Source organism: Martelella sp. UBA3392, assembly GCF_002358775.1.
GTDB lineage: Bacteria > Pseudomonadota > Alphaproteobacteria > Rhizobiales > Rhizobiaceae > Martelella > Martelella mediterranea.
Map to the genome: position 1 here is coordinate 1 of NZ_DEPM01000241.1, position 10877 is coordinate 10877.

12 protein-coding genes and 1 pseudogene are annotated in these 10877 nt (G+C 63.3%); 5 read left to right on the top strand and 8 right to left on the bottom strand.

Annotated elements, in window-relative coordinates; all coding sequences use genetic code 11:
* On the top strand, window positions 1–355 hold a 355-nt coding region (locus tag B4E36_RS19155; protein WP_345900705.1), incomplete at its 5' end, for an acyl-CoA thioesterase.
* A complete protein-coding gene (locus B4E36_RS19160) occupies window positions 352–1554 on the top strand; it encodes an acetyl-CoA C-acyltransferase (protein ID WP_292055862.1) in 1203 nt (400 codons plus the stop codon). The genes B4E36_RS19155 and B4E36_RS19160, both read left to right, overlap by 4 nt.
* Before the next feature lie 121 nt (window positions 1555–1675).
* Here B4E36_RS19160 and B4E36_RS19165 read toward each other — a convergent pair whose 3' ends face one another.
* The 7 genes from B4E36_RS19165 to B4E36_RS19195 all read right to left on the bottom strand — a co-directional run bounded on the left by B4E36_RS19165 (window position 1676) and on the right by B4E36_RS19195 (window position 7565).
* Window positions 1676–2149: a thioesterase family protein gene (locus B4E36_RS19165; protein WP_292055864.1), complete on the bottom strand. Its 474-nt coding sequence runs from the start codon at window positions 2147–2149 to the stop codon at window positions 1676–1678.
* Complete coding sequence (locus B4E36_RS19170; protein WP_292055866.1) at window positions 2146–3120, bottom strand: branched-chain amino acid ABC transporter permease; 975 nt, start codon at window positions 3118–3120, stop codon at window positions 2146–2148. The genes B4E36_RS19165 and B4E36_RS19170 overlap by 4 nt, the downstream gene beginning before the upstream one ends.
* Window position 3121: 1 nt before the next feature.
* Window positions 3122–4009, bottom strand: coding sequence for a branched-chain amino acid ABC transporter permease (locus B4E36_RS19175; protein WP_292055868.1), 888 nt, complete (start codon window positions 4007–4009; stop codon window positions 3122–3124).
* A 1-nt stretch (window position 4010) separates the two neighbouring features.
* Window positions 4011–4754, bottom strand: coding sequence for an ABC transporter ATP-binding protein (locus B4E36_RS19180; protein ID WP_292055870.1), 744 nt, complete (start codon window positions 4752–4754; stop codon window positions 4011–4013).
* On the bottom strand, window positions 4747–5541 hold the full coding sequence (locus tag B4E36_RS19185) for an ABC transporter ATP-binding protein (protein ID WP_292055872.1): 795 nt from the start codon (window positions 5539–5541) through the stop codon (window positions 4747–4749). Before B4E36_RS19185 ends, B4E36_RS19180 begins: the two co-directional genes overlap by 8 nt.
* A gap of 9 nt (window positions 5542–5550) precedes the next feature.
* Window positions 5551–6756, bottom strand: a complete 1206-nt coding sequence (locus B4E36_RS19190; protein ID WP_292055873.1) for an ABC transporter substrate-binding protein — start codon at window positions 6754–6756, stop codon at window positions 5551–5553.
* Window positions 6757–6827: 71 nt separating this feature from the next.
* Entirely contained in the window at window positions 6828–7565 is a 738-nt protein-coding gene (locus B4E36_RS19195; RefSeq protein WP_292055875.1) for an enoyl-CoA hydratase/isomerase family protein, read from the bottom strand.
* A gap of 147 nt (window positions 7566–7712) precedes the next feature.
* Here B4E36_RS19195 and B4E36_RS19200 point away from each other — a divergent pair, with 147 nt between their 5' ends.
* Window positions 7713–9341, top strand: coding sequence for an AMP-binding protein (locus B4E36_RS19200; RefSeq protein ID WP_292055877.1), 1629 nt, complete (start codon window positions 7713–7715; stop codon window positions 9339–9341).
* Window positions 9342–9464: 123 nt separating this feature from the next.
* Here B4E36_RS19200 and B4E36_RS19205 read toward each other — a convergent pair whose 3' ends face one another.
* Window positions 9465–9845 (bottom strand): hypothetical protein, encoded by a 381-nt coding sequence (locus B4E36_RS19205; RefSeq protein WP_292055879.1) that lies wholly within the window; start codon window positions 9843–9845, stop codon window positions 9465–9467.
* Between the two features lie 92 nt (window positions 9846–9937).
* On the opposite strand from B4E36_RS19205, the gene B4E36_RS19210 reads away from it, so the two are divergent.
* On the top strand, window positions 9938–10471 hold the full coding sequence (locus tag B4E36_RS19210) for an IS5 family transposase (protein ID WP_292055880.1): 534 nt from the start codon (window positions 9938–9940) through the stop codon (window positions 10469–10471).
* A 139-nt stretch (window positions 10472–10610) separates the two neighbouring features.
* Window positions 10611–10877 (top strand): annotated as a pseudogene (locus tag B4E36_RS19215) (choloylglycine hydrolase); the annotation flags it as partial.

Sequence of the window (10877 nt, forward strand, 5' to 3'; positions counted from 1 at the left end):
CGATACGGCGATGAATATGGCGCTCATCGAGCACGGCGCGCTCGATCTCTCCGCCGAGGCCGAGGGTCCGATCGGGCTGGTGGTGCAGAACGGCACGCAGTACTTCCGGGAGATTACCTTCCCCGCGAAGCTCGGCATCGGCGCTCGCGTCGAGGCCATCGGGCGCACCAGCCTGACCTGGGGCTTTGGCCTTTTTGACCGGGCGGGCGGCGTATGTGCCGCTCGCGGGCGCGTCGTCCACGTTTATGTGGACCGCGTCACCCGGCGCCCGATCCCGCTCACGCCTGAACTGCGGGCCTGCGCAGAGGCGTTGCTGCGCGATCCCGCCACAGACAACAAGGAGACCCCGTCATGAGGGAAGCCGTCATCGTTTCGACCGCCCGCACGCCGATTGGCAAAGCCTATCGCGGCGCGTTCAACGCCACCACCGCGCCCCGGCTGATCGGCCATGCCATCGAGCATGCCGTAAGCCGCGCCGGCGTCGACCCCGCGGAGATCGAGGATGTGATCGTCGGCGCCGCCCTGCAGCAGGGCACCACCCATATGAACATCGCGCGCACGGGCCTTTTGCGCGCAGGCCTTCCGGTAACCGTTCCGGGACAAAGCGTCGACCGGCAATGCGCTTCCGGCCTGATGGCGATCGCGATCGCGGCCAAAGAGATCATATCGGACGGTATGGCGGTGACGATCGGCGGCGGCGTCGAGCAGATTTCGCTGGTGCAGACGCCCGAGATGAACACCCGTCACTGGCACGACCCCTGGCTCGGCGAGCGGCTGCCGGCAACCTATATGGCGATGGTGGAAACCGCCGAAATCGTCGCGCGCCGCAATGGCGTGAGCCGCGAGGCCCAGGATGCCTATGCGCTGCAGTCGCAACAACGCACCGCCGCCGCTCAGGCCGCCGGCAGGTTCGATGATGAGATCGTGCCGCTCAGCACCGTCATGCAGGTCACCGACCGCGAAACCGGCGAAACCACGATGCGCGAGGCGACGCTTGAGCGCGACGAGGGCAACCGGCCTTCCACGACGCTGGACGGTCTTTCAGGCCTTGCCCCGGTATTCAAGAATGGCCAGCAGGTGTCTGAAGGCGCGTTTGTGACAGCGGGCAACGCCTCGCAATTGTCCGACGGCGCCTCGGCGGCTGTCCTGATGGAAAGCCGTGAGGCGGAACGCCGGGGGCTGGCTCCGCTCGGCCTTTATCGCGGCATTGCCGTCACCGGTGTTTCGCCGGAAGAGATGGGAATCGGTCCGATATCGGCGGTGACGAAGCTTCTTGCCACCCACGATCTGAGCGTTGACGACATCGGTCTTTGGGAGCTCAACGAGGCCTTCGCCGCCCAGGTCATCCCGTCGCGCGACCGGCTCGGCATTCCGGACGAACTGATGAACGTTAATGGCGGCGCGATCTCGATCGGTCATCCTTACGGCATGTCGGGCGCACGCATGGTCGGCCACGCCCTGATCGAGGGCAAGCGCCGCGGCGCGCGCTATGTGGTGGTCACCATGTGTGTTGGCGGCGGCATGGGTGCGGCCGGGCTTTTCGAGGTTCTTTGAGCCGGACCGCCAAATCGCAAGAAGACGGCCATCGGGTGCGGTGGCCGTCTTCTTGTTTTTAAACAGGTCGGAAGGCCTGCCCGAACCGCTCGGAAAACGCCGGGCAGGCGAGGGCGAAGCCTCAACCCAGACCGGTGCGCCGGTTGAGCCAGTCCGGGTAGGGGACATCCCGCTGCGCCATTTCCATCTCCTGCAGACGCGCGGCGGCATCCGGAGGAAAAGGCGCGGCCTTCGGCTTGCCGGACTTACGGGCGACATGGAGTAGCACCTGCTCGCACCAGGCCAGCCGCTCTCCGCTCCCGTCCAGCATCTCCTGATAGAGGTGCATCCGCTTGGCATCGACCGCCAGCACGCGGGTGGCGACCGTGAAGGCGTCGCCCTCATGGCACTCGCGCTGATAGCCGATCCGCATCTCCAAAGTATAGAGTGTGGCTTCGCTTTCGGCGCGATAGGCCTCGTCAAGGCCGATCTCCTCCATCAGCGCTGTGACTGAACGGGAAAAGGCGATGCCATAGGCGAAGTCGCCCATGTGGCCGTTATAGTCCACCCAGTCCGGAAGCACGCGGAAAGCGTGTCGGAATAGTGCGTTGTTCATGATTTTCTCCTGGCAGCGAAACGGTGGCGCAGTTCGCCCACGATCCCGCGGCGGAACAGCAGGACGCAGACGATGAAGGTCGCGCCAAGCGCCGTGGTGACGGGGAAGCCGGTGGTGGCGAAGTAGTTCTGCAGGGTGACGATCAGCCCCGCGCCGACGATCGGCCCGGCAATGCTGCCGATCCCGCCAAGAAGCGTCATCAGGATCACCTCGCCGGACATGTGCCAGTTCACATCCGTCAATGTGGCGAACTGGAACAGGATCGCCTTGAGCCCGCCGGCCAGTCCGGCAAAGCCCGCCGACATGACGAAGGCACCGAGCTTGTAGCGTTGCACCGAGTAACCCAGCGAGATCGCCCTTTGTTCGTTCTCGCGGATGGCCTGCAGGACCATGCCATAGGGCGAATGCACGATCCGCCAGATCGCGAAGATGCTGGCGACGAACACAATGGCGATGACGTAGTAGAGCACAGTGCTGTCGGCGAGATCGATCACCCCGAACAGACGGCCGCGCGAAAAACCCTGGATGCCGTCTTCGCCGTGTGTGAACGGCGCTTGCAGGCAGAAGAAGTAAAACATCTGCGCCAGCGCCAGTGTGACCATCGCAAAATAGATGCCCTGCCGGCGAACCGCCAGAAGCCCCATGATCAGGCCCAGCACAAGCGCTGCGGCGACGCCTGCGAGAATGGCAAATTCGGGGTTCACCTCCCAGACCTTCAGCGCATGCGCCGTGACATAGGCGGAACCGCCGAAGAAAGCCGCATGGCCAAAGGACAGGAGGCCGCCATAGCCAAGCAGCAGGTTGAAGGCCGATGCGAACAGCGCGAAGCACATCAGCTTCATCAGCAATACCGGATAGATCCAGAGCGGCAGCAGCATCAGCAGGGCAATGAGCGCCAGCACGACGAGCTGTTGCCGCCGGTGCGGGCGGGTGGTCTCGGCCACCGTCTCGAATTCTTCGGCTTCGATCATCTCAATTTTCCTTTCCGAAGAGACCTGCAGGACGCAACAGCAGCACGATCGCCATGATGACGAAGATCACGATATTCGCCGCCTCGGGGTAGAACACCTTGGTCAGACCCTCGACGACGCCCAGAAGATAGCCCGTTGCGATCGCGCCAAGGATCGAGCCCATGCCGCCGACCACGACCACCGCGAAGATGATGATGATCATGTTGGAGCCCATTGTCGGGCTGACCTGGAAAATCGGGGCGGCGAGGACGCCTGCAACGCCCGCAAGCGCGCATCCGAAGGCATAGGTCAGGGTCAACAGCAGCGGCACGTTGACGCCGAAAGCCTGCACGAGTGTGGCATCTTCGGTCGCAGCGCGAAGATAGGAACCGATCTTGGTCTTTTCGATCAGCGCCCAGGTGCCGAAGCAGATCAGCAGCGAGGCGACCACGACCCAGCCGCGATAGATCGGCACGGTCACGAAATCGGTACGAATGACGCCCCGCATTTCGGCCGGGGACGCGAAGGGTTTGCCGGATGCGCCGTAGAAATGCTGGAACGCGCCTTCCAGAAGCAGCGCGAGGCCAAAGGTGAAGAGCAGGCCGTAGAGGTGGTCGAGATCGTAGAGACGGCGGAGCATGGTGCGCTCGATCAGCGCGCCGACGAGGCCAACGAGGACGGGGGCCAGCAGCAGTGACGGCCAGTAGCCAAGACCCAGATACTGGCCTAGCATCCAGGCGGCGAAGGCCCCGAGCATGTAGAAGGCGCCGTGAGCGAAGTTTACCACGCGCAGCAGCCCGAATATCACCGCAAGGCCCAGTGACAGCAGCGCGTAGAACGAGCCGTTGATCAGGCCGATCATCACCTGCCCGGTGAGCACCACAAGCGGCACGCCAAAAATCATTGTCATGTCAAACTCCCAGTGCCTTGTTGAGCGCTTCGCGCCTGCCGGGCAACTCGGCGACCGCAAAGCTGTCGATCATCTCGCCTTGATCCATGACGTAGAAGTGATCCGCGATCCTGGCGGCGAAACGGAAATTCTGTTCGACCAGAAGGACGCTGAGACCATGCGCCTTGAGCGCCTTCAGCATCTCGCCGATCCGGTTCACGATCACCGGGGCCAGACCTTCGGTCGGCTCATCGAGCAGGATCAGGCTGACGCCGGTGCGCAGGATGCGGGCGATCGCCAGCATCTGCTGTTCGCCGCCCGAAAGCTTGGTGCCCGGGCTGTGACGGCGCTCCAGCAGGTTTGGAAACAGCGTGTAGATTTCGTCGAGCGACATTTCCTTGCCGTTGCGGGCCACGATCGGCGGCAGCATCAGGTTCTCTTCGACGCTGAGCGAGGCGAAGATACCGCGTTCCTCGGGCACGAAGCCGATGCCGGCATGGGCGACCCGGTGCAGCGGCAGGCGCAGGATCGACCGCTGATCGAACTCGACCGTGCCGGTCCGCTTGCGCACGATACCCATCAGGCTGCGCAATGTGGTGGTCTTGCCGACGCCGTTGCGGCCCAGCAGGGTAACGGTCTCGCCGGGGTAGACGTCGAGGTCGACGCCATAAAGCGCCTGGCTCTCTCCGTACCAGGCCTCCAGCCCGCGCACCTTGAGTTGCTGCGGGCCGCGGGCCTCGCGGGTCTTCGCGGAAGCGTCAGTCATCGTCCTCGGTCCCCATATAGGCTTCGCGCACGCGCGGATCGGCGCTGACCGCGTCATAGTTTCCCTGTGTGAGGATCTCGCCACGCTGCAGCACGGTGATGTCGTCGCCGATATCGGCAACCACCTTGATATTGTGTTCCACCATCAGGACGGCGCAGTCGCGGGCGACATCGGCAATCAGCCGGGCCATCGTCTCGACATCCTCCTGGCCCATGCCGGCGAGCGGCTCGTCGAGAAGCAGCACTTTCGGGTCGAGCGCCAGCGTGGTGGCAATCTCCAGCGCGCGTTTGCGTCCGTAAGAGAGGTCCGCCGCCCTGTGCTCGGCCATATCGGCAAGGCCGACTCGCCCGAGCAGTTCCATCGCGCGGGGCCTCAGCCGCGACAGGCTGGCGAGCGAGCGCCAGAACTGCACGGCCAGCCCGTTTTGCCTTTGCAGCGCCACGCAGACATTGTCCACCAGCGACATGTCGCCGAAGGTGGCGGAGATCTGGAACGACCGGGCGACGCCAAGCCGCGCCACCTGCGCCGGGGCCATGCGGGTTATGTCCGTCTCGCCGACCATGATCGTCCCCGCGCTCGGCTGCAGGAACTTGGTCAAGAGGTTGAACACCGTGCTCTTGCCGGCGCCGTTCGGACCGATCAGCGCGTGGATCCGGCCGTGACGGATGTCGATGTCGACATTCGTCACGGCCTGGAAGTTCCCGAAACTCTTGCTGAGACCCCGCGCCGACAATGCGGCACGGGCGCTCTCCGGCGCGGGGCGCGCCGAAACGGTAGCCATCGTCATGATGTCGCCTTACCCGTCGATGAGCGGGCAATCGCTCTGGTCAAGCGGCCGGAAAGCCTCGTCGCCCGGGATGGTGCGCAGGACCTTGTAGTAATCCCACGGACCCTTGGATTCGGCGGGCGTCTTGACCTTTACGAGGTACATGTCATGGACGACGCGGCCATCCTTGCGCAGAGAGGCATTGTGGTTGAAGAAGTCATCGATATCCATGCCGCGCATGGTTTCCATGACCTCAGAGCCGCTCTTTGCCTGGCCCGATGCCTCGGCGGCCTTGAGGTAGTTCATCACCGACGAATAGACGCCGGCATGGACCATGGTCGGCATCTTGCCGTCCATCCTTTCGCCGAACCGTTCGGACCAGGCGCGGGTTTCGTCGTTCATGTCCCAGTAGAACGCGGTTGTCAGCGTCAGGTTCTGCGCGATGTCAAGGCCGACGCCATGGACATCGGTCAGGAACAGCAGCATGCCGGCGATATCCTGTCCGCCGGCGGTGATGCCGAACTCTTCCGCCTGTTTCAGCGCGGTCATGGTGTCGCCGGAGGAGTTGGCAAGCGCAATCACATCCGCGCCGGAGGCCTGGGCCTGCAGCAGGTAGGACGAGAAATCGGAGGTTTCGCGCGGATGCATGACCTGCCCGACAACCGTGCCGCCGGCAGCTTTGACGGCCGCGGCCGTATCGGCCTCAAGCGCATGGCCGAAGGTGTAATCGACAGTCAGGAAGAACCATGTCTTGTCGCCCTGCAGCGTCATCGCGCGACCGGTTCCGTTGGCCAGCGCATAGGTGTCCCACGTCCACTGGGCGGTCGAAGGCGAACAGGACGCGCCGGTGAGCGCAGAGGAGCCCGCGGTCGAGATCAGCAGCGCCGTATCGCTCTGGCGGGTGATTTCCTGCACGGCGAGGGCCACCGAGGACGTCGGCACGTCGGCGATCGCGATCACGTTCTGCTCGTCGATCCAGCGGCGCGCCAGCGTCGAGCCGACATCCGGCTTGTTCTGGTGGTCGCCGACGATGACCTCGACATCTTCGCCCAGAAGCTTGCCGCCGAAGTCCTCGACAGCCATCTCTGCCGCGACTTGCGAGCCCTTGCCGGAAAGGTCGTAATTCATCCCCGACATGTCGGTCAGAACGCCGATCCGATATGGCTCGGCCTGTGCTCCCGCCGCCAGCGCGACGGAGAAGGCCGACGTCAGAATGGCCTTTGTTATTACAGTCATAAAGTTCTCCTCCCAATTGGCACCGCTCAGGGTGCATGAAAAGCCGGACGAAACTGTCCGCCGGCCGGTGATCAGGCCCCGCCGCCGCCTTCGGCAAGCAGCTTGGCCAGCAGAAACTGGTCGCCCTCGGCGCCTTCGGCCCAATTGCGGCGGGCATGGGCGTCGATGGCGGATTTGGTCATGCGCAGCGACATCGGCGGTATTTCCGCGATCGCGTTTGCCCATTCCCTTGCCGCGTCCAGCGTCGCGCCGGCGGCAACCGTGCGGTCGGCGAGGCCGAGCGTCAGCGCCTCGTCGGCGCCGATCGTTTCATCGCAGCACAGAATTCTCTTGGCACGGCCCGCGCCGACGCGCTCGGTCAGAAGCGGCAGCCCGCCCCAGCCGAGCGTCATGCCGAGACGCACTTCCGGGAAGCGCAGATAGGCATCCTCGGCCATGACGCGGAAATCGGCGCAGAGCGCGAGGATCGCGCCGCCGCCGATGGCCGGTCCCTCGAGCGCGGCGATGACGATCTGCGGCAGCCGCCGCCAGGCCGTGCTCATGCGCACGCCCGCATTCATCGCCAGGTGACGGGCGACCGCCGGGCCCTGCGGGTCCCACAGCCGCTGGTCCTTCAGGTCAACGCCGGCGGCGAAGATTTTCGGCGTGCCGGCCAACACGATCACCGAAACATCGGGATTGAGCGACAGCTCCCTTGCCGCCGTCTCCAGCGCGTCGATCATCGCATGATCCAGCGCATTCGCCTTTCCGCCACGATCGAATCGCACGGTTGCAATCGCGCCTTCCACCTCAACCTTCACACTCGACATTGCGGTCATTTCCCTCGTCATTTCACCGTCGCCGAGCGACATACTACTAAGTATGTTGCACAATGAGGCACAACAATGCAATATGAAATATGAGAGGACGGAAGCCGACGCGCGTCCCGAATTTGAGTTTTTCCTGAGGAGGACAAGATGGCCCCTAAGCCCCCGGGCAAGGCCCCCGAAACCGCTGCGACGGCCGATCCGGCTTTGGACAGAAATCGCTCCGTTCTGCGCTATGTCCTTGATGGGTATGCACAAACCCAGCCAGAGGCGCCGTTCGTCCAGTTCTGGCCGGGTCCGGCATGGACCTATGGCGAATTGCATCGCAGAGTGCGCCTTAGGGCCAGCGCGCTGGCGCAAGCCGGCGTCAAGCGGGGCGATCACGTGCTTTGTCTGATGGGCAACAGCCCCGACCTTCTGTGCAGCTGGTTCGCGATCAACTATCTCGGCGCGGTCTATGTGCCGATCAACACCGGCGCGCGCGGTCACATGCTCGAACATATCCTCAGCGACGCCGATGCGCCCGTGCTGATCGCGCAGGCCGCGTTGGTCGAGCGGCTTTCGGAGGTGAAGCCCGGCAAGGTCAAGACCGTGCTGGTGGTCGAGGGCGAAGCCGCCGCGATCGCGGGCTACGACATTCAGTCGCTGGTCGACCCGCAAGTCGAGGACGCGGAAGCGCTGAACCTCGCGCAGCCGATCGAGCCCTGGGACCTGCATGCGATCATGTATACCTCAGGCACCACCGGCAACGCCAAGGGGGTGATGAGCACCTATTCGCAGCACTATACGATGGGCCCCGACGCCTTCGACTGCGTCGAGGCCGATGACCGCTGCATGATCTGCGGGCCGATCTTCCATTGCGGTTCGACGCTTTACGTGAACGCGATGCTGGCGCGCGGGCTTTCGATCGGCATGATGCGCGAGTTCAAGACCGATACGTTCTGGCAGGCCGTTCGCGAGACCGGCTCGACCTACTGCCTTCTTCTCGGCGTCATGGCCGCTTTCCTGCTCAAGGCGCCGGTCCGCTCGGACGATCGCGACCATCCGCTGCGCCGCGCCTTCATTACGCCCTTCGGTGAGGATGGCCCGCTGTTTGCGGAACGGTTCGGCATCGAGGCCTGGACCATCTACAACATGACGGAGATCGCGAGCCCCCTGCACGCGGGCCCCGGCATCAAAACCAAGGGCATCGCCGGCAAGCCGCGCCCCTGGTGCGAGCTTCGGATCGTCGATGAAAACGACATGCCGCTGGGGGACGGCGCGGTGGGCGAACTGGTCATCCGTTCGCACCGTCCCTGGGCGCTGATGGCCGGCTACTACAACAATCCCGCGGCGACCGTGGAGGCCATGCGCAATGGCTGGTTCCACACCGGCGACAGCTTCCGCCGCAATGAGGACGGCACCTATTACTTCGTTGACCGGCTCAAGGACGTCATCCGCCGGCGCGGCGAGAACATCTCGTCCTTCGCGCTGGAAAGCGAAGTCCTCAACCTGCCGGATATCCGCGAATGCGCGGCAGTGGCGGTGCCGTCCGAGTTCACCGAGGATGATGTGCTGATCGTGGTATCGCCCGCCAGCGGACAAGGCATCGATCCGGCTTCCGTCATCGAGCGGCTTGCCGGAACGCTGCCGCGCTTCATGGTGCCGCGCTACCTGCGCGTTCTCGACGACCTGCCCAAGACGGCATCGGGCAAGGTGCAAAAGCACCTGCTGCGCAAGGACGGCGTAACCGCCGACACCTGGGATCGCGAGGGCGCAGGAGCTTCTCGCGCGCGGTGAGACTGCCCGTGGAATGATGGCGTTTTGGCTTGGCGCCCTTTGATTTGTTTTTTCGAGGGGCTTCAAGCGCCGCAAGGAGACCGAGCCGGGTGCAAGTTGTGGCGGACGAAGAACGACACTGCGTCATGCCGGTCGCAACTGGGTCATCAGGTGACTATTATGAACCGCCTGATGACCCAGCCATTTGTTTTGGCGCGTCGGGATTGTCGAAAACCCGGATTCCACTTTCTCGCCCGACTCTCGAGCAGTGAACAGGACCATCACTTCGGTCACTTTTGCAAATGTGTGATTGCCGGCTGTCTGAACCGGCTCGGCTGCGGCGAGCACGAGCCGGGCGGGCGCGAAGGACCAGTCCTTGTCTGCGGCGGTGTGCAGTTGTGGCAGGGCGTTCCTGTCACGGAGGTCAAAGGGATGCAGCGCCCAGCTCCAGCTGCAGCCGTCTGGATTGTAGATGTGCTGAAACAAGGGTGTCGAAGGTTCATCGCGTGCGCTGGTATCCGGCATCCGGACCCCAGCCGGCTAGGCCGTAAACCCATAAACGGGATTCACATTGGCACGGTGGATTGATTCACTGGTTTCAGGAAAGGAGATCATTGATGCGCCGACGTTTTGACCTGACGGATTTCGAGTGGGCGGTGATCGAGCCGCTTCTGCCCAACAACAGCCGCGGCGTGCCGCGGGTTGATGATCGTCGTGTGTTCGCATGCATCAGCATGACGCCACCGGTAAAAAGGGGTGCCAATCGAAGCATGGGACGTTCCAGAGGCGGCCTGACAACGAAGATCCATGCTCGTGTCGATGCCGATGGGCTGCCGATTGATCTTCGCCTCTCGGAAGGACAGCCTGCTGACTGTCGCTACGCCGAAGACCTGCTCGCCAGGCTTCATGCTGGAACGACGCTTTTGTGCGATCGTGGCTATGATACCGACGCCATCCGCGCCACAGCAAACCAGGCGAAGGCATTTGCCAACGCTTTCAGCTCGTTCCTCTATCGCTATCGAAACCCCATCGAGCGGTTCTTCAACCGCATCAAAGAAGCCCGTGGAATTGCAATGCGTTGCGACAATCACGCCGACAACTATCTTACCGCAATCAAGCTCTTCTCTGTGCGAACATGGCTAAAACGTTAGGAGACTACGGCCTGGAACAAGATGCTTGGGGTGTGTTTGTCGTCACTTAAGCTTGACCAACCGGCTTGCGACCATCCAAGTTGGTTGAGTCGGTTTTTCGCCAGAGGTTCAAAGGTTGACCGCTGTACAAACTGGAGGAATGATTTTGAAAGCAAACAGATCGCTTTGGCGCAGCCTGACACTGGCCGCCGCGCTTTCGGTGGCCGCGGCGCCGATCGCCGATGCCTGCACGCGTGTTGTCTATCATGGTCCGGAAGACCGCATCCTGACGGCGCGTTCCATGGACTGGAGCCTGCCGATGCTTTCCAACCTGTGGGTGTTCCCGCGTGGCATGGAGCGAAATGGCGAGGCGGGCGAGAATTCACTGACCTGGACGTCGAAAAGAGGTGGCTCGGGAAATCTGCAC

Excerpts from the sequence above, each read along its gene's own strand:
- B4E36_RS19160 (WP_292055862.1), top strand. The coding sequence starts at position 352 with ATGAGGGAAGCCGTCATCGTTTCGACCGCCCGCACGCCGATTGGCAAA.
- B4E36_RS19195 (WP_292055875.1), bottom strand. The coding sequence starts at position 7,565 with ATGTCGAGTGTGAAGGTTGAGGTGGAAGGCGCGATTGCAACCGTGCGA.
- B4E36_RS19200 (WP_292055877.1), top strand. The coding sequence starts at position 7,713 with ATGGCCCCTAAGCCCCCGGGCAAGGCCCCCGAAACCGCTGCGACGGCC.
- B4E36_RS19170 (WP_292055866.1), bottom strand. The coding sequence starts at position 3,120 with ATGATCGAAGCCGAAGAATTCGAGACGGTGGCCGAGACCACCCGCCCG.
- B4E36_RS19205 (WP_292055879.1), bottom strand. The coding sequence starts at position 9,845 with ATGCCGGATACCAGCGCACGCGATGAACCTTCGACACCCTTGTTTCAG.
- B4E36_RS19165 (WP_292055864.1), bottom strand. The coding sequence starts at position 2,149 with ATGAACAACGCACTATTCCGACACGCTTTCCGCGTGCTTCCGGACTGG.
- B4E36_RS19190 (WP_292055873.1), bottom strand. The coding sequence starts at position 6,756 with ATGACTGTAATAACAAAGGCCATTCTGACGTCGGCCTTCTCCGTCGCG.
- B4E36_RS19210 (WP_292055880.1), top strand. The coding sequence starts at position 9,938 with ATGCGCCGACGTTTTGACCTGACGGATTTCGAGTGGGCGGTGATCGAG.
- B4E36_RS19185 (WP_292055872.1), bottom strand. The coding sequence starts at position 5,541 with ATGACGATGGCTACCGTTTCGGCGCGCCCCGCGCCGGAGAGCGCCCGT.
- B4E36_RS19175 (WP_292055868.1), bottom strand. The coding sequence starts at position 4,009 with ATGACAATGATTTTTGGCGTGCCGCTTGTGGTGCTCACCGGGCAGGTG.
- B4E36_RS19180 (WP_292055870.1), bottom strand. The coding sequence starts at position 4,754 with ATGACTGACGCTTCCGCGAAGACCCGCGAGGCCCGCGGCCCGCAGCAA.